This window comes from Aquabacter sp. DMC10 (assembly GCF_056314145.1).
Map to the genome: position 1 here is coordinate 460,761 of NZ_JBQUYX010000001.1, position 17,984 is coordinate 478,744.

The following is a 17,984-nucleotide window of genomic DNA, read 5'->3' on the forward strand; positions in this document are numbered from 1 at the left end:
TTTGGATGAGGTTCTACAGGCCCCGGGGGGAGAGAACGTCCCTCCCCCGCCGCCGCAGCGCTCTGTCTCCTTGCTTCAGCGCATTTTCTTCACGCGCGCCGATCCCCCCGTCGCTTGCACATGCTCCGGTCGGGCGCGCCGCCGGGCACGCCCGACCGCTCGGCGCTGGGATCAGCCGGCGCGGAACAGGATGGCGGCGCTCTGCAGCGTGATCCACACGCCCCACAGCATGGGAATGCCCACCGCCGCCCAGGCCAGCGCCGCCTTCAGGTCGAGCCCGCCCCGGCCGATGCCGAACGAGCCGGACGGACCCTTATGAGCCGCCGCGCTCTTGGCCTGGAGGGCGGCTTCCTCCGCCTCGCTCATGTACCAGCGCTCCGGCAGCGGACGCACCAGGGCATTGGCCAGGAGGCCCAGCACCAGCATGCCGGCGAGGATATACATGGTGAAGTCATAGACCTGCGCCCGCGGGATGCCGGCATTGAGCTGCGCCTCGCGGATATAGTTCACCACCACCGGGCCGATGATGCCGGCGGTCGCCCATGCGGTCAGCAGCCGGCCATGGATGGCGCCCACGAAATGGGTGCCGAAAATGTCGGCCAGATAAGCCGGCACGGTGGCGAAGCCGCCGCCATACATGGACAGGATAACGCAGAAGATGGCCACGAACGCCACCTGGCTGCCCATGTGCGCCGCCGTGGGAGCGAGCGCATAGAGGGCGATGCCGAGGATGAAAAAGGTGTAGTAGGTGTTCTTGCGGCCGATGCGGTCCGACAGGGAGGCCCAGAAGAAGCGGCCGCCGATGTTGAACAGCGACAGCAGCCCCGCAAAGCCCGCCGCGATGGCGGCGATGGCCGCCTTCTGGGAGGCGTCCAGCTGATTGAAGGTGAGGTCCGGCAGGCCGATGAGGCGGCCGGCGAAGATCTCCTGGAGCATGGGCGAGGCCATGCCGATGACGCCGATGCCAGCGGACACGTTGAGGCACAGCACCGCCCAGATCAGCCAGAATTGGGGTGTCTTGTGGGCATCGCGCAGATGCACGTTGCGATGGGTGATGAGGGCGGACTTGGCGGCCGGCGCCGTCCAGCCTTCCGGCCGCCAGCCGGACGGGGGCACCCGATAGCCGAAGGCGCCGGCCATCATGAAGACGAAATAGCCCGCCGCCATCACCAGGAAGGTCTGCCACACGCCCACCGTCTCGGCGGTGCGGAAATGGGTCATGAGCAGGTTGGCGAGCGGGGCGCCGATCATGGCGCCGCCACCGAAGCCCATGATGGCCATGCCGGTGGCCATGCCGCGCCGGTCGGGGAACCATTTGATGAGGGTTGAGACGGGGGAAATGTAGCCGAGGCCGAGGCCGATGCCGCCGATCACGCCGGCGCCCAGCCACATCAGCCACAATTGATGGATGGCGACCCCCAGCGCCGCGAGCGCGATGCCGCCGCACCAGCACAGGGCCGCCACCACGCCCGCCTTGCGCGGGCCGGCCTTTTCCAGCCAGCCGCCCCAGATGGCGGCGGAGGAGCCCAGCAGCACGAAGAAGAGGGTATAGATCCAGCCGAGATCCGCCACGCGCCAGTCGCAGCTGCGGGTGAAGAGGGCGCCCACCAAGGTGAGGTCGGCGCAGGCCACCGACTGGGAGACGCCCAGCGAGCGCGTCAGCGGCAGCCAGAAGACGGAAAAGCCGTAGGCCATTCCGATGCACAGGTGGATGGCCAAGGCGGCCGGCGGCACCATCCAGCGGTTGAAGCCGGGACGGGCGATGATGCGCTCCCGGTCCAGAAGCCCAGCCTCCTTGGCCGCGCCGTGATAGGTCTCGATACCAGCAGTCATGCGTTTCCCCCGAGAGTGCCCTCGATGTGATTGATGCCGTGCGCCGCCGGCCTGAAGCCGCGCGGGGCACGATTGAGCTTTCGTGAATGCCGGCTCCGCGTCCGCGCCGGCCATGACGGCCGGGAACGCGGAGAAGCGGGGCTTTTGCGGACGTGTCCTCCGGTTTTTTCTGCGTTTTGTCCGGGACACCTTCCGCAAGCGCCGTGCCACATGCCGCACGCGGGGAAAGATCAGTGTTTTCAATCACCCGACGGGAATGACCGCCCAAAGGCGGGCGGCCGCGCGGGACATTTCGTCCGGCGCGCGGGACAAATTGTCCAAACGGGCGGGAAAGGCTCAGTTGGCCTCGGGCAGAAAGATGGAGAAGGTGGTGCCCTCCCCCGGCGTGCTGCGCACGTCGATGGCGCCACCCTGCTGGGCGATGAGCTTCTGGGTGATGGACAGGCCGAGGCCCGTGCCCTGCTGGCGCTTGGTGGTGAAGAAGGGGTCGAAGATGCGCGCCAGCACCTCCTGGCTCATGCCCACCCCCGTATCCTCCACCTCGATGCGGATGCCCGGGCGCCCCTCATGCTCGGCGTCCTCAGTCCGCAAGGTCAGGCGCCCGCCCTGGGGCATGGCGTGGACCGCATTGACGATGAGGTTCACCAGCACCTGCTGCAATTCGGTGCGGTTCATGACGATGAGCCGGGTCGCCGCGTCCTGCCGCGCCAGCGTGATGGCGGAACGGTTCAGAAGGTGCTGGACCAAGGGCAGGCAGTCGGAAATCACCTCGGCGGGGGCGTTGGTCTCCACGAAGCCGGCATATTCCTCGGGCCGGGCGAATTGCAGCAGCTTGTTGACGATCTGGGTGATGCGGTCGATCTGCTCGTCAATGAGCCGGAACTCCGTGCGCCCCCGGTCGGGATGATCGGCCAGGACATCGCGCAGCACATCCAGATTGCCCTGGATGACGGCGACGGGATTGTTGATCTCATGGGCGACGCCCGCCGTCACCTCGCCGATGGCGGCCAGCTTCTCCGACATGATGAGCTGGCGCGTGGTGGCCTCGATCTGGCGGTTGGCGATCTCCAGGTCGCGGGTGCGCTCGGCCACCTTCACGTTCAGCTCGTCGTTCCAGCGCACCAGTTCGCGCTCGCGCTCGGCCAATTGGTCGAGCAGATGGTCGAGATGGAGCGCCACCCGGCCGATCTCGTCGTCGGCATGCTTCAGGCCCGTGCGCGCCTCGCGCTCGCCGGTCTCCACCGCCGCGATGGTGGCGTTCATGCGTTCCAGCGGCCGGAAGATGCCCCGCGCCCAGCGCAGGAAAAGCGGCACGCTCGCCGCCGCCACCACCAGGAAGGCCAGCACCACGGAGAGCACGGTGGAGAGCTTGGCCTCGAAGAAGGGCCGCTCCAGGAAGCCCACATAAAGCATGCCCACGCGCGCCCCGAAGCTGTCGGTGATGGGCTCGTAGGCGGACATGTACCAGTCGTTCACCACGAAGGCGCTGCCGAGCCAGATATGGCCCTCCTCCAGCACCTGGGTGCGCACCGCATTGGAAACGCGGGTGCCCAGCGCCCGCTTGCCCTCGAACAGGCGCACATTGGTGGAGATGCGCACGTCGCCCAGGAACAGCGTCGCCGTGCCCTGGCTGCCCTCCGGCAGGCTGGCGGCGCGGTAGACAAGGTCGTTGATGGTGTCGATGAAGACGAGGTTCTGGTTGAGCAGGATGCCGCCCACCAGCGCCCCCACCCGCCCATCCTCGAACCGCACGGCGGCGGCGGAATGGACGACCATGCCGGAGGTTTCCGCCGCCCGGTCCGTGGGCCGGGCATTGGGGGTGGGCACCAGTTCGATGCGCGCCCGCTCGGCCATGTGCGGGGAGAGCGCCTCCAGCTCCGGGCCGGAGAAAATGTCGATGGCGGTGCGCAACTCACCGCGCAGGGCCGCCTCGATCACCGGCCAGTCGGCCTTGAGCGGGAGACCCGTGGCGGGCGGGGCTGCGGCGGAAACCTCGCCGCCGGGGTCGATCACATAGAGAAAGTCTAGCCCCAGCGCGCGCCGCCGCGTCTCCAGCAATTCCGAGAGGTCGCTGTCCTGCCGCCCCGCCGCCACGTCGCGAAACAGCGCGGAGAGGCCGAGCGCCTGCACATGGTCGCCGGTGATTTCCAGCAGGCGGGCGAGATATTGGTGGGCGATGGTGAGGTCGCCATGGACCTTGGAGGCCAGCAGCGCATCGAACTTGGCGTTCCAGCGGGCCATGGTGGCGCCCAGCAGCAGCGGCACGACCACAAGGGTGGGCAACAGCGCGATGGCGAGGAGCCGGAAGCGGACGGAGCGCCCGCGCGGGCGCGGCCCCGCCCCTTCAAGGCTCACGGACATTCCAGCGCGCGCATTTGCGGTCGATGGTCTTGCGGGAAATGCCGAGCCGCCGGGCGGCCTCGGTGCGGTCGAAGCCGCAGGCCTCCAGCACGGACAGGATGTGCCGCTGCTCCACCTCGTCCAGGCTGTTGCCCAGCGCCTCGCGCCGCAGCGGCGCGCGGCCGGGGAAATCGTCCGGCAGGCGGCCGAGGATCAAGGTGCGCTCGATGACATTGCGCAATTCCCGCACATTGCCCGGCCAGGCATAGCGGGCGAGCGCGGCGGAGGCGGCGGCATCCAGCGGCACCGGCGGCACGCCCAGCTGGCGCGACAAGGTGCGCATGAACATGGCGGCCAGCTCCGCCACGTCTTCGCCACGGGCGCGCAGCGGCGGCAGGTCGATCTTCATCACATTGATGCGGTAGAAGAGATCGGCCCTGAAGCGCCCCTCGCGCACCTCCCGCTCCAGATCGCGATTGGTGGCGAAGACGAAGCGCAGGTCCACCGGCACCTCGCGCTCGGCCCCCACCGGCCGCACCCGGCGGTCCTCCAGCACGCGCAGGAGCTTGGATTGGGTGGCGGGGGGCAGTTCGCCGACCTCGTCCAGGAACAGCGTGCCGCCATTGGCATGGAGGAAGAGCCCGTCCCGGCCCGCCAGCGCGCCGGTGAAGGCGCCCTTCAGATGGCCGAAGAGTTCGCTTTCGATCATGTCGGGGGGAATGGCGGCGCAATTGACCGGCACGAAAGGCTTTTCGGCGCGCTCCGAGAGCGCATGCAGCGAGCGCGCCGCCACTTCCTTGCCGGTGCCCGATTCCCCGGTGATCAGCACCGTGGTGGGCAGGCGGGCGACGCGGGAAAGGGTATCGCGCACCTGGGCGATCAGCGCGGATTCTCCGATCAGCCGATCCCGCAGCACGCCATGATTGGCGCTGAAGCGCAATTCGTGCTGGAGCATGAAATTCTCGTGCTGGAGCCGGATGCGATCCAGGCACCGCGCCACCGCATTGAGGATCTGGTTGGAGCGGAAGGGCTTCAGCACGAAATCCACCGCCCCGGCCCGGAGCGCTCGAATGGCAGTCTCCAGGTCCGCATAGGCGGTAATCAGGATGGCGTCGGCGAACAGGCCCACCGAGCGCTGCTCGGCCAGCCACTCCACCCCGCTCTTGCCGGGCATCACATTGTCGACGATCACCACGTCGAAATGCTGGGCATCGAGCTTGGCGGAGGCTTCCTGCGTGTCCGCCGCCTCCTCCACCAGCTTGCAGCGGGGCGCGAGGGTGCGGACCAGGAAGTTGCGGATGCCCGGCTCGTCATCCACCACCAGGATGGAGGCCTGGGCCAGCCAGGGGCCGAATTCGGGATGGCTCGATGCGTCCCGCAGCCGACGCGCCGCTGCTTCCGACTGCACCGATGATCCTCCCGCTTCTCTTGGTTGACGCGATTATGACGGCCCGCACGCGGCCTGTCGATGGCGGCACATGCCTACCCATCGGGCCGCGTCCCTTCCGCGCCCGCCACATCCTGGGGTTCAGCGCTTGCGGCGCCAGGACAGCTCGGGAATGGTACCTTCGGAGCGAGGGATTCGCGCAGATGGGGCAAGAGGTGGGCCGGACCGAGAGCGGAGACGCCAGCGCGGCGGACCTTGCCCGCGCGCTGTGCGCCACGGCCCGCCTCACGCTCGGTGCGGAGCTGGCCGGCCTGCTGACCGAGGGCGCGCCGGTGCTGGAGGGGGGCGGCGTCGACGCCCTGGCCCGGCTCACCGCGCTTCTGGCCCAGCTTGACGCCAGCGAAGCCCCCCTGCCCTTCACGATGCCGATCGATGCGTCCGGCCTCTTTGTCGGGCGCGCCTTGCGGGCGGAAGACGGCACCCGCCTCGGCCACTTCTTCCTCGTCCGCCGGACCGCCGGGGGCCTCTCCGAAGCGGAGGAGGCGGTGTTCACCGGCTTTGCGGAGATGGCGCAGGCTCACGCCCGCATGCGTTACGCGCTCGACGCAGCCACCCGGCAGGCGGCGCTCTATCGGCTGTTGGCGGACACCACCACGGACACCATCGTGCGCGGCACGCTGGATGGGGTGCGCACCTATATCTCGCCCTCCGTGCGGACCTTGCTGGGCTATGAGCCGGAGGAGATGATCGGCCGCCGGGCGGCGGAGATCGTTCATCCCGACGATGCCGAGGCGTTCGGCCGGCTGATGGCCGACATGCGGGCGGCCCGCATCGGCGTGGCGGTGAGCGAGATGCGCCAGCGCCACCGGGACGGCTCGTGGGTCTGGATGGAGGCCTTCGTCAAGCTCACCTATGACGCGACCGGCAAAGCCGACGGCTATGTCACCTCGGTCCGCGACATCTCCCGCCGCAAGGAAGCGGAGCTGAAGCTCCTGCATATGGCCTCCCATGACAGCCTGACGGGGCTGCCCAACCGCGCGCTGCTCAAGGCCCGCCTGGAAGACTGCCTGTCGCGCGGGGCCGCGGTGCCGGGCTTTGCCCTGCTGTGCGCCGATCTCGACCATTTCAAGCGGGTGAATGACGCCTCAGGCCATGCGGCCGGCGATGCTCTGCTATGCGCCATGGCGGACCGTTGCCGGGCCGAGCTGGGGCCGGACGACCTCATGGCGCGGCTGGGCGGCGACGAATTCGCCATCCTGCACACTGGCGCCCGGGCCGGCGAAGAACCGGGCATCGTGGCCTCCGCCAGCCGCCTCGCGGAACGCCTGATTGCAGCAATGGCAATGCCTTTCGAGCTGCCGGCGGGTCCCGCTCAGGTGGGGCTGTCGGTGGGCATTGCCCTACCGCCCGCCGGCTCCGCGGATGACCTGCTGCGGCGGGCCGACCATGCCCTTTATTGTGCAAAGCGGCAGGGCCGGGGCACGCTGGTGATCGCGGAGCCCGAACCGCCTGCGACCGTTTGACCTTGCGATTTTGATGCAGCGCAACAAAAATAGGGGAAATCGGGCCTCTGATTGGCCCGTTCGCTAAGCGTCCTACCGCACTGCAGCAGGACGCGCCGGCAAGGTTTGCCGGCAAGGAGAGTGTCATGTCCCCGCTTGTTCTTTCCATCGTCGGCTTCACCGCAGCCTTCACCGCAGGCCTGGCGGCCTTTGAGCAGATCGCCGTGGCCCTTCTGGCCCCCTCGGCCTCGTGGCTCCCCCGCTCCCGCACCATCCAGGCCCAGCGCCCGCAGGGGTGAAGCCTGAAGGCGCCATGAAGGTCCTGCCGCTCGCTGAGGTCTACCAGCTCATCGAGCCCGGTCCCGTGGTGCTGCTGGCGACCAGCGGCAGCACCGGCGACAATGTCATGACGCTGTCGTGGCACATGATGGTGGAGTTCACGCCGCCCCGCATCGCCTGCGTGGTGTCGGGCGGCGACTTCAGCTTCACGGCCCTGCGCGCCAACCGCGCCTGCGTCATCGGCATTCCCCCGCTGGCCATGGCCGAGCGGGTGGTCAAGATCGGCAATTGCTCCGGCCGGGACGTGGACAAGTTTGCCACCTTCGGCATTGCCAGATCCCCGGCCACGCAGGTGAAGGCGCCGCTCATCGGCGGCTGCCTCGCCAATCTGGAATGCGTCGTCATCGACACGCGCCTCGTCAACCGCTTCAACCTGTTCGTGCTGGAAGTGGTCGCGGCATGGCAGGACCCTGCCATCACCGACCGGCGCACCATCCACCACCAGGGCTACGGCCGCTTCGCCGTGGATGGCGACCAGATCACGCTGCCCTCCCGCATGCCCTGAGGCCCCGCTGGCAGGCGCGCGCAAGCTGTGCCATTCCGGTCCGATAACCAAGCGCTTGGGAGGCAGGCCATGAGCGGACCATCCAGCGGCGTCACGCCGGACATTCTCCAGATCCGCATCGGCCAGACGGCCCAGATGTTCAACATGCTGGACCCCTGCCCCTTCGGCGAGCGGGATCTCGACCCGGCGGCGGAAGCCTATCTGGTGGAATGGGTGGAGGAACTGCCCAAGGCCAGCCCGCTGCGCCTGGTGGTGCGCATGCCCGCCGAGGAGGCGGACACCCCGGAGGCCGGTGCCCTGCCCGATGCCGTCCGCAACTATTTCGCCGGCCGCGCGGCGGAGATGACCCGCGAATTGCGGGAGTTGTTCCGCCTCGGCCGCATCTCGCTGCTCATCGGCCTGTGCGTGCTGGGCGCCTGCCTGCTGCTGGCCCAGGCCATTTCCGGGCGGTTTGGCGAGGCGCGGTTCGTGACCTTCATCGAGGAAAGCCTCGTCATCGTCGGCTGGGTGGCCAATTGGCGGCCCATCGAGATCTTCCTGTATGACTGGTGGCCCCTGGTGCGCCAGCGCCGCACCTTCACCCGCCTCGCCCAGGCGGATGTGGAGGTGCGTGCCGAGGCGGACGACTGAGGCCGCCTCCGAGAGCATTTCCGAGCAAAGCGGGAACCGGTTCGCGTGAAGGAAATGCGTGAGAACAAAGAGATAGAGCGTTTCAGTGTTTCCATGAAACTCTGAGACGCTCTACTTCTCCTGCGCCGCCAGGATGGGCTCCAGCGCCTTCACCGCCTGCCGCCGGGCCAGGGGGCCGAGCGGCTCGGGCGGGTTGTAGTCCAGCGTGAGGAAGCGGGCGAAGGCGAAGCGCCGGTCGCCTTTCTCCGCCCAGCCGATGAACCAGCCGAAGGGGCGCTGCCGGTCCGGCGAGCCGTCCGCCAATTGCTGGAAGCCAGTGCCCGTCTTGCCATAGAGATCCCAGCCGGCCGGGCTCTCGGGCACCTTCAGGATGGTGATGGTCTTGTCCACCGCCTCGGGCGAAACGGGCAGTTCCCCCTTCAGCATGCGGCGCAGGAAATCCACCTGCTCGCGGGGCGAGATGCGCAGGGAAGAGGAGAGCCAGGCGCGGGTGAGGCCATTGTCCTTGCCGGGATCGCCGGAGAGGTTCTGGTTGCCATAGTCGAAGCCGCGCACATAGGCGCGGAAGCGGTCCATACCCAGCTCCTGGGTCAGGAGCTGGGAGTACCAGACCACCGAATATTGCATCCAGCTCTTGGGGGTCTGCGGCCCCTTCCACTGCTCCATCCAGTCGGGCATCCCCGCCTTGGAGGTCCAGACGGGCGCGTCCGGGCTTTTCAGGATACCGGAATCAAAGCCCATCAGGGCCAGAGGCACCTTGAAGGTGGAGGCCGGGGACTGGCGCGTGGCGCACAGCCCCTGCTTGGCCGCCACTTGCCCGGTCTTCACCTCCGCCACCAGAAAGCATTCCTCCACCGCGCGGGCGGGCGCGGCGGCAAGGAGCACCGCCGCCAGGGCCGGAACGGCCAAGACGGCCAGAACGGTCCGGCGGACCCATCGGGGGGAGTGACGCAGGCGCGCCGCGGGACGCAAGCCGACCGTCACCGCTCAGGCCTTCGGCGCCTTGGGGGCATAGACATGCTCGGGCCCCGGGAAGGTGCGGGCACGCACCTCGTCCGCATAGCGGCCCACCGCCTCCTCGATGGCCGGGCCCAGCTCGGCATATTTCTTCACGAACTTCGGCACCCGCTGGCCGAGGCCCAGCATATCCTCCAGCACCAGGATCTGGCCGTCGCAGGCGGGGCTGCCGCCGATGCCGATGGTGGGCGGGGCGACCTCTTGCGTGATCCGGCGGGCCACCGGCTCGGCCACCGCCTCCACCACGATGGAGAAGGCGCCCGCCTCTGCCACCGCGCGGGCATCGTCGAGAATGACTGAGGCCTCGCCGTCGTCGCGGCCGCGCGCCTTGAAGGAGCCGAGCGTGTTGATGGCCTGGGGAGTGAGGCCCACATGGCCCATCACCGGCACGCCGCGCTCCACCAGGAAGCGGACCGTATCGGCCATGCGGCGGCCGCCTTCCAGCTTGACGGCGCCGGCGCCGGTCTCCTTCAGCACGCGGGCGGCGGTGTGGAAGGCTTCCACGGGGCTGGCCTCATAGCTGCCGAAGGGCAGGTCCACCACGATGAGGGCATGCCGGGTCCCGCGCACCACGGCGCGGCCGTGCACGATCATCATTTCCACCGTCACCGGCACCGTTGTTTCCAGGCCGTGCATCACCATGCCCAGGCTGTCGCCCACCAGGATCACATCCACATGCCGGTCCAGGAGCTGGGCGGTGTGGGCATGGTAGGAGGTCAGCGAGACGATGGGGGTGCCGCCCTTGCGCGCGCGGATCTCGGGCGCCGTGATCCGGCGCACGTCGGACTGGATGGACATGATGCGTTCCTCGATGTTCTGTTTTGGTTGGTTATGACTGGGCCGGGCGCTTTCGCCCCGCCGCTCCGGCTCAGCCGATGACCGGCACGCCGATGATGTGGGGGTGGAACCAGAAGGCCAGCACCCCGTAAAGAACGAGCCCGCCCACCACGGCGATCATATCGCCGCCATAGCCGGCCGGGGCCGGCGGCACCGGCGCGCCGCGCCGCTTGGCCATGATGCGGGCAAAGACCGCCCACACCAGGATGGAGCCGAACAGCACCATGGAGGCGGCATCCCCATTGGCCAGGAGATGGCCGAGCGCCCACACCTTCACCGCCGCCAGCAGGGGATGCTTGAGAAAGGTGCGGATGTGGCTGGGCACATAGGCCGCCACCGCCGCAATGGTGACGAAGACCATCAGCAGCAGCACCAGATGGCGCAGCCCCATGGGCGGGTCCCAGATGGGCGCGGAGCCGGCCGCCCGCCACAGGGCGAAGCCATAGGCGGTGAGCCCCACCCCCGCCACCGACAGCAGCGAGAAGAAGCCCTTGTACTGCCCCTCGCCCAGCGCGGCGATGAGCTTCGACCGCACGCCGCGCAGGCTGGCGATGAGATGCACGCCCAGAAACACCACAAGGCCGATCAGCATCACCACCATGGTCGTCCCGCCTCCGCCAAACGCCCGCGTCCGCGCCACCCCGTGCCAGGGGCCGCTCCGGGCGGGGCGACTTTAGAGCAAGTCGAGGCGTGGAGTCGACCCGCAATTGCGCCGCACCAAATCCATAACACAATGATATATCTGTGTTATTTTTTGCAACTGAGGATCGCCGTCGGCCCATGTGTCCCGCCGCGCCACCGCTCCCGGCGCGCACGGCCCCAAAATCCCGCCTTGCCCTGCGCAGCTTCGGCCTGCCTCCCCTGCGCCCGACGCATGCCCAAGACCGATGCCGGGTCTTCTAATCGTCGTGTGCCCATGGTATGGGCCACCGCCAACTCGAAACGCCGGCCGCACATGCTCCGGCGCGGATTCGATCACTGCCGGCGGACACTTCTACGCCAGTCCGCAAGGCCATAAGGGAGTTGGCGATGTCGACCCTCAATCCGTCCGGCGCGATCCCCCCTTTCTCCGGTTCGCCCTTCCGTGAGGCCCTGACCTTCGACGACGTGCTGCTGCAGCCCGGCCCGTCCGAAGTGATGCCCGGCCAGGTGTCGCTGGTCAGCCGCCTGACCAAGACCATCAATCTCAACCTGCCCATCCTGTCCGCCGCCATGGACACGGTGACGGAATCCCGCCTCGCCATCGCCATGGCCCAGGCCGGCGGCATCGGCGTCATCCACCGCAACCTGACGCCCGAGATCCAGGCCGAGCATGTGCGGCAGGTGAAGAAGTTCGAGTCGGGCATGGTGGTGAACCCCGTCACCATCCACCCCGACGAGACCCTGGCCGACGCCCTCGCGCTCATGAAGCGCTTCGGCATTTCCGGCATCCCGGTGGTGGAACGCGGGCCCAATGGCCGCGCCGGCAAGCTGGTGGGCATCCTCACCAACCGCGACGTGCGCTTCGCCAACGACCCCAATCAGCCGGTCTCCGACCTGATGACCAAGGACCGGCTCATCACCGTCAATGAGAGCGTGAAGCAGGACGAGGCCAAGCGCCTGCTGCACCAGCACCGCATCGAGAAGCTGCTGGTGGTGGATGCCGACTATCGCTGCGTCGGCCTCGTCACCGTGAAGGACATCGAGAAGGCGGTGGCCAATCCCGACGCGGCCAAGGACGAGCAGGGCCGCCTGCGCGTCGCCGCCGCCACCACCGTGGGCGATGACGGCTATGAGCGCACCGAGCGCCTCATCGATGCGGGCGTCGATCTCGTGGTGGTGGACACCGCCCACGGCCATTCCAAGAAGGTGCTGGACCAGGTGGAGCGCATCAAGCGCCTGTCCAACGCCACCCAGATCCTGGCCGGCAACATCGCCACCGCCGAGGGCGCCAAGGCGCTGATCGGCGCCGGCGCGGACGCCATCAAGGTGGGCATCGGGCCGGGCTCCATCTGCACCACCCGCATCGTCGCCGGCGTGGGCGTGCCCCAGCTGACCGCCGTCATGGACGCGGTGGAGGCCTGCGCCGCCACCGACACCCCGGTGATCGCCGATGGCGGCATCAAGTTCTCCGGCGACCTGGCCAAGGCGCTGGCGGCGGGTGCGTCCTGCGCCATGGTGGGCTCGCTGCTGGCCGGCACGGACGAGAGCCCCGGCGAGGTGTTTCTCTACCAGGGCCGCTCCTACAAGGCCTATCGCGGCATGGGCTCGGTGGGCGCCATGTCCCGCGGCTCGGCGGACCGCTACTTCCAGGCGGAAGTGCGCGATGCGCTGAAGCTGGTGCCGGAAGGCGTCGAAGGCCAGGTGGCCTATAAGGGCCCGGTCTCGGCGGTGCTGCACCAGTTGGCCGGTGGCCTGCGCGCCGCCATGGGCTATGTGGGCGGCAAGGATCTGGTCGAGTTCCGCCAGAAGGCCCGCTTCGTGCGCATCTCCTCCGCCGGCCTGCGCGAGAGCCATGTGCACGACGTGACCATCACCCGCGAGAGCCCGAACTATCCCTCCGCCGTCTGAGGCACGGGCACCGCTTGAAACCAAAGGCCCGCGCCCTCCGGCGCGGGCCTTTTTCATTGGCGCAGGCGGCGCAATCACATGCCGCTAGGGAAGCATAATTGACGTTAAAAATCAGGCGGATATGACCTAACGCCACTTCCTTCCGGCAGCGGAAGCCGGCAAGCTCCCTGTTCAAGGTCGCAACGCCCCGGCGCAAGACGGCCACACGGACGTCTCAGCGATCCGATCAGGGAAGGAAGCCATATGTCGCCCCATCGCCTTGCCCGCCCCACCCGCCGGCTGGTCGCCGGCCTCGGCCTTGCCTTGCTCGCGGCCCCGCTGGCCCTGACGCCCGCCGCCGCGCAGATGGCCGAATTGAAGATCATGGCGCCCGCCTCGCCCGGCGGCGGATGGGACCAGACCGCGCGCTCCATGCAGCAGGTGCTGGTGTCCTCGGGCATCGTGCGGAGCGTGCAGGTGACCAATGTCACCGGTGCCGGCGGCACCATCGGGCTCGCCCAGTTCACCACCGGCGCCAAGGGCGATCCCAACCAGCTCATGGTCATGGGCTTCGTCATGGTGGGCGCCATCCTGACCAACAAGGCACCGGTGAATCTGGACCAGGTGACCCCCATCGCCCGGCTGACGGAAGAGACCGAGGCCATCGCCGTGCCCGCCTCCTCCCCCATCAAGACCATCCAGGAGCTGGCCGCCGCCATCAAGGACAACCCGGCCAAGGTCACCTGGGCCGGCGGCTCGGCGGGCGGCGTCGACCATATTGCGGCGGCTCTGTTCGCCCAGGCGGCGGGCGCCGATCCGGCCAAGATCAACTACATCCCCTTCTCCGGCGGCGGCGAGGCGCTGGCCGCCGTGCTCGGCGGCAAGGTGACGGCGGGCATTTCCGGCTATGGCGAGTTTGAGAGCCAGGTGAAGGCGGGCAAGCTGCGCGTCCTGGCGGTGACCGCCGCCGAGCGCCTGCCGGGCGTGGACGCCCCCACCCTCAGCGAGGCCGGCATCGCGCTGAAGATCACCAATTGGCGCGGCGTCGTCGCCCCGCCCGGTATCACGCCGGCCCAGCGCGACACGCTCATCGCCACGGTGGAGAAGATGGCCAAGTCTCCCGCCTGGGCCGAGGTGCTCAAGCAGAAAGGCTGGGACGATGCCCTGGTGACGGGCGATGCCTTCGCCACGCTCCTGAAGCAGGAAACGGCGCGCACCGCCGACGTGCTGAAGACGGTGGGGCTGGTGAAGCCCTGAGCGGCACGGGAAGCCTTGGGGGGCGCCGCGCGGCGCCCCTTTTCGTCTGGCAGGGATGCACCCGGTTGGGGGGAGCCATTGGGGGGAGCCACATGGACAGCAAGGTGAAGGGGCCGGACAAGGCGGGCATCGCGATCGCCGCCGCGCTTGCCGGCATTGCCGGCGTCATCTGGTGGGACGCCACCAAACTGAGTGCCCTCTCCCCCTATGGCCTCGGGCCGGATGCCGCGCCCAAGGTGGTGGCGGCGGGGCTCGCGGTGCTGGCGGTGGCCAATTTCATCAATGCCTGGCGGGGCACCATGCCTCACCGGGAGCCCGGTGACCTCGGTGCCATCCTTTGGATCGTGGGGGGCCTTGCGGCGCTCATCGCCCTCATTGCCTTCGGCGGCGGCTTCATCATCGCCACCGCCGTGCTGTTCGCCGCCACCGCCCGCGCCTTCGGGCGGCGGGCGCTGCTGGTGGATTTCGGCATAGGTGTGGGGCTGGGGCTCGTGGCCTACCTGCTCTTTGCCAAGCTGTTGTCGCTCACCTTGCCCACCGGTCCCCTCGAACAGCTGATCTGAGGCCCGCCATGGACACTTTTGCCCAGCTTCTCAATGGCCTCAGCTTCGCCATTGCGCCCTCGAACCTCCTGTTCGCCCTCATCGGCGTGCTGCTCGGCACGGCGGTGGGCGTGCTGCCGGGCATCGGGCCGGCGCTGACCGTGGCCCTGCTTTTGCCGGTGACCTACAAGCTCGATCCCACCGGCTCGCTCATCATGTTCGCCGGCATCTATTATGGCGGCATGTATGGCGGCTCCACCACCGCCATCCTCATCAACACGCCCGGCGAGAGCGCCTCCATGGCCACCGCGCTGGAAGGCAACAAAATGGCCAAGGCCGGCCGGGGCGGGCCGGCGCTGGCCACCTCCGCCATCGGCTCGTTCGTGGCCGGCACCATCGCCACGCTCGGCCTGACCTTCCTGGCGCCCACCTTGGTGGAGATCGCGGTCAAGTTCGGGCCGGAGGATTATTTCGCCCTCATGTGCGTGGCCTTCGTCACGGTGTCCGCCACCTTCGGCGATTCCCCCGTGCGCGGGCTCACCAGCCTGTTCATCGGCCTCGCTTTGGGCCTCGTCGGCATCGACAAGCTCACCGGGCAGGCGCGGCTCGGCTTCGGGGTGCCCGAATTGCTGGACGGGGTGGAAATCACCACCCTGGCCGTGGGCCTGTTTGCCGTGGGCGAGGCGCTGTTCGTCGCCTCCCGCCGCCAGCACGCCCCCGAGGAAGTGCTGGCGGTGAAGGGCTCGCTCTGGATGAGCCTCGACGACTGGCGCCGGTCCTGGAAGCCGTGGATTCGCGGCACCTTCCTGGGCTTTCCCATCGGCGCCTTGCCGGCGGGCGGCGCGGAAATCCCCACCTTCCTATCCTATGCCATCGAGCGGCGCCTCACCAAGCACCCGGAAGAGTTCGGCAAGGGCGCCATCGAGGGCGTTGCCGGGCCCGAGGCCGCCAACAACGCCTCCGCCGCCGGCACCTTGGTGCCGCTGCTGACGCTGGGCCTGCCCACCTCCGCCACCGCCGCCATGATGCTGGCCGGCTTCCAGCAATATGGCCTCAATCCCGGCCCGCTGCTGTTCGCCGACCATCCGCAGCTGGTGTGGGGGCTCATCGCCTCGCTCTATATCGCCAATGTCATGCTGCTGGTGCTGAACCTGCCGCTGGTGGGCCTGTGGGTGCGCCTGCTCGCCATTCCCCAGCCCTGGCTTTATGCGGGCATCCTGGTGTTCGCCACCATGGGCACCATAGCGGCCAAGCCCTCGGTGGTGGAACTGAGCATGCTCACCGCCTTCGGCATCCTGGGCTACCTCATGCGCCGGTTCGACTATCCCATCGCCCCGGTGGTGGTGGGGCTGATTCTCGGCCCGGTCGCGGAGGCGCAATTGCGGCGGGCGCTCTCCATCAGCCTCGGCGATCCCATGGTGCTGGTGGAAAGCCCCATCTCCGCCACCCTGCTGGCCATCGCCGCCCTGGCCCTCGTCGCGCCTTTCTTTCTCAAGGGTCTCGACCGGTTCAAGGCGGAGGAGGACTGAGCCCGAACCGCCAAATGGCCAGTTTGTGAAGTGGTTTGGGTAGCCGGTTTTCCTTCTGCGGCGTTATCATCTCCGTCCCATCTCGCATGGAGCCGGAAGATCAAGAATGGGCCGCCGGCCGATCCCCGCCCAGCCCAAGCTGGACCCTCAAAGCCCCCTCGCCGCTCTGGGAACCGAGCAGCAATTGCGCATCCTCTTCGAGGGGGTGAGGGATTGTGCCATCTTCATGCTCGACGCCAACGGCCGGGTCTGCACCTGGAATCCGGGGGCCGAGCGCATCAAGGGTTATACCAGCGCCGAAATCATCGGCGCCCCCTATGCCCAGTTCTTCACGCCGGAGGACGTGGCCGCCGACGAGCCGGACCGGGCGCTCGCCACCGCCGCGCTCACCGGCAAATATGAAAAAGAGGGCTGGCGCGTCCGCAAGACCGGCGAGCGCTTCTTCGCCTCCGTGCTGCTGGATGCGGTGCGCGACAAGGACGGCGTCCTCATCGGCTATGCCAAGGTCACCCGCGACATCACCGAGCGGCGCAATGCCCAGCTGGCGCTGGAGGAGACCCGCGAGGCCCTGTTCCAGGCCCAGAAGATGGAGGCGGTGGGCCAGTTGACCGGCGGCATCGCCCACGACTTCAACAATGTGCTGGCCGGCATCATGGGCTCGCTGGAATTGTTGCGCGCCCGGATCGCCGCCGGGCGCATCGCCGAGGCGGACCGCTATGTGGAACTGGCGCTCACCGCCGCCGAGCGCGCCGCGCGCCTCACCCAGCGCCTCCTGGCCTTTGGCCGCCGCCAGCCCTTGAAGATGCAGGCGGTGGACATGAACGCCACGCTGGTCTCCATGCAGGACATGCTCGCCCGCACGCTGGGCGAGAGCATCGCGGTCACGCTGCGCCTCGCGCCCGATTTGCCGCTCGCCTGGACCGATCCAAACCAGCTGGAAAATGCGGTCCTCAACCTCGCCTTGAATTCCCGCGACGCCATGCCCGCCGGCGGCCGCCTCACCATCGAGACGGCGCTGGAGACCGAACGGGACGGCAAGCCGGATATCATCGCCCTCACCATCGCCGATACCGGCCAGGGCATGAGCCCGGACGTGCTGGCGCGGGCGGTGGAGCCTTTCTTCACCACCAAGCCGTTCGGCCAGGGCACCGGGCTTGGCCTGTCCATGATCCACGGCTTCGCCAAGCAGAGCGGCGGCAACCTAACGCTGGCCTCAACCACCGGCGAAGGCACGCGGGCCGTGCTGCATCTGTGCGTGGCCGAGGCCGGCACGGCGCGCCCGGCACCGGTGCCGGCCGGCGCCCATCAAGGCCATGGGGAGCGCCTCCTCCTGGTGGAGGACGAGCCGCAGGTGCGCCATCTGGTGTCGGAGATCCTGACCTCGCTCGGCTATGATCCCATCGCCGCCGAGGACGGGCCGGAGGCGCTGGCGCTGCTGGGCGACGGCCTGAAGGTGCGCGCTTTGGTGACGGATATCGGCCTGCCCGGCGGCATGGACGGCCGCCAGCTGGCGGATTTCGTGCGCCAATTGCGACCGGGCCTGCCGGTCCTGTTCATCACCGGCTATGCGGCCGATGCCGCCCAGCGCCCGGATTTCATCGCCGAGGGCATGGACCTGCTGGTGAAGCCCTTCACCACCGACACTCTGGCCGCCCGGCTCCATGCCCTGCTGGCGGAAAAGTCCCTGCTGGCGGAAAAGGGCAGCGGGCGATAGGCCTCCCGCTGTCGTTTTGACAC

Annotated in this window: 15 protein-coding genes; 9 read left to right on the forward strand and 6 right to left on the reverse strand. The window is 68.5% G+C overall.

The genetic code is table 11. The features are described 5' to 3' along the window. Nucleotides 1-171 precede the first annotated feature (171 nt). The 3 genes from ACT54L_RS02150 to ACT54L_RS02160 form a co-directional block, all read right to left on the reverse strand. On the reverse strand, nucleotides 172-1,833 hold the full coding sequence (locus ACT54L_RS02150) for an OFA family MFS transporter (RefSeq protein WP_476083889.1): 1,662 nt from the start codon (nucleotides 1,831-1,833) through the stop codon (nucleotides 172-174). Nucleotides 1,834-2,169: 336 nt separating this feature from the next. Beyond that, nucleotides 2,170-4,194, reverse strand: a complete 2,025-nt coding sequence (locus ACT54L_RS02155) for a sensor histidine kinase (protein ID WP_476083890.1) — start codon at nucleotides 4,192-4,194, stop codon at nucleotides 2,170-2,172. Continuing rightward, nucleotides 4,178-5,581, reverse strand: coding sequence for a sigma-54-dependent transcriptional regulator (locus ACT54L_RS02160; RefSeq protein ID WP_476083891.1), 1,404 nt, complete (start codon nucleotides 5,579-5,581; stop codon nucleotides 4,178-4,180). Before ACT54L_RS02160 ends, ACT54L_RS02155 begins: the two co-directional genes overlap by 17 nt. Nucleotides 5,582-5,763: 182 nt before the next feature. Here ACT54L_RS02160 and ACT54L_RS02165 point away from each other — a divergent pair, with 182 nt between their 5' ends. From ACT54L_RS02165 to ACT54L_RS02180, 4 genes are all read left to right on the forward strand, one after another. Further along, a complete protein-coding gene (locus ACT54L_RS02165; protein ID WP_476083892.1) occupies nucleotides 5,764-7,083 on the forward strand; it encodes a diguanylate cyclase domain-containing protein in 1,320 nt (439 codons plus the stop codon). A gap of 125 nt (nucleotides 7,084-7,208) precedes the next feature. Continuing rightward, nucleotides 7,209-7,361 (forward strand): hypothetical protein, encoded by a 153-nt coding sequence (locus tag ACT54L_RS02170; protein WP_476083893.1) that lies wholly within the window; start codon nucleotides 7,209-7,211, stop codon nucleotides 7,359-7,361. A 14-nt stretch (nucleotides 7,362-7,375) separates the two neighbouring features. Next, on the forward strand, nucleotides 7,376-7,906 hold the full coding sequence (locus ACT54L_RS02175; RefSeq protein ID WP_476083894.1) for a flavin reductase family protein: 531 nt from the start codon (nucleotides 7,376-7,378) through the stop codon (nucleotides 7,904-7,906). Nucleotides 7,907-7,975: 69 nt separating this feature from the next. Further along, nucleotides 7,976-8,536, forward strand: a complete 561-nt coding sequence (locus tag ACT54L_RS02180; RefSeq protein WP_476083895.1) for a hypothetical protein — start codon at nucleotides 7,976-7,978, stop codon at nucleotides 8,534-8,536. Between the two features lie 111 nt (nucleotides 8,537-8,647). Here the strand turns inward: ACT54L_RS02180 and blaOXA are convergent, their stop codons facing one another. From blaOXA to ACT54L_RS02195, 3 genes are all read right to left on the reverse strand, one after another. After that, the gene (gene blaOXA, locus ACT54L_RS02185; protein ID WP_476083896.1) at nucleotides 8,648-9,445 is read right to left on the reverse strand and encodes a class D beta-lactamase; all 798 of its coding nucleotides are present in this window, start codon (nucleotides 9,443-9,445) and stop codon (nucleotides 8,648-8,650) included. 78 nt (nucleotides 9,446-9,523) lie between these two features. After that, on the reverse strand, nucleotides 9,524-10,351 hold the full coding sequence (gene panB, locus ACT54L_RS02190; protein ID WP_476083897.1) for a 3-methyl-2-oxobutanoate hydroxymethyltransferase: 828 nt from the start codon (nucleotides 10,349-10,351) through the stop codon (nucleotides 9,524-9,526). A 70-nt stretch (nucleotides 10,352-10,421) separates the two neighbouring features. After that, a complete protein-coding gene (locus ACT54L_RS02195; RefSeq protein ID WP_476083898.1) occupies nucleotides 10,422-10,991 on the reverse strand; it encodes an NnrU family protein in 570 nt (189 codons plus the stop codon). 428 nt (nucleotides 10,992-11,419) lie between these two features. Between ACT54L_RS02195 and guaB the strand changes: the two genes are divergently transcribed. The 5 genes from guaB (at nucleotide 11,420) to ACT54L_RS02220 (ending at nucleotide 17,961) form a co-directional block, all read left to right on the forward strand. Then, nucleotides 11,420-12,940, forward strand: a complete 1,521-nt coding sequence (gene guaB / locus ACT54L_RS02200) for an IMP dehydrogenase (protein ID WP_476083899.1) — start codon at nucleotides 11,420-11,422, stop codon at nucleotides 12,938-12,940. A gap of 243 nt (nucleotides 12,941-13,183) precedes the next feature. Further along, complete coding sequence (locus ACT54L_RS02205) at nucleotides 13,184-14,176, forward strand: Bug family tripartite tricarboxylate transporter substrate binding protein (protein ID WP_476083900.1); 993 nt, start codon at nucleotides 13,184-13,186, stop codon at nucleotides 14,174-14,176. A 92-nt stretch (nucleotides 14,177-14,268) separates the two neighbouring features. Next, nucleotides 14,269-14,739 carry a tripartite tricarboxylate transporter TctB family protein gene (locus ACT54L_RS02210; protein ID WP_476083901.1) on the forward strand — a complete coding sequence of 157 codons (471 nt, stop codon included), beginning with the start codon at nucleotides 14,269-14,271 and terminating at the stop codon, nucleotides 14,737-14,739. A gap of 8 nt (nucleotides 14,740-14,747) precedes the next feature. Then, a complete protein-coding gene (locus ACT54L_RS02215; protein ID WP_476083902.1) occupies nucleotides 14,748-16,247 on the forward strand; it encodes a tripartite tricarboxylate transporter permease in 1,500 nt (499 codons plus the stop codon). A 106-nt stretch (nucleotides 16,248-16,353) separates the two neighbouring features. Continuing rightward, a complete protein-coding gene (locus ACT54L_RS02220) occupies nucleotides 16,354-17,961 on the forward strand; it encodes an ATP-binding protein (RefSeq protein WP_476083903.1) in 1,608 nt (535 codons plus the stop codon). Nucleotides 17,962-17,984: the final 23 nt, after the last annotated feature.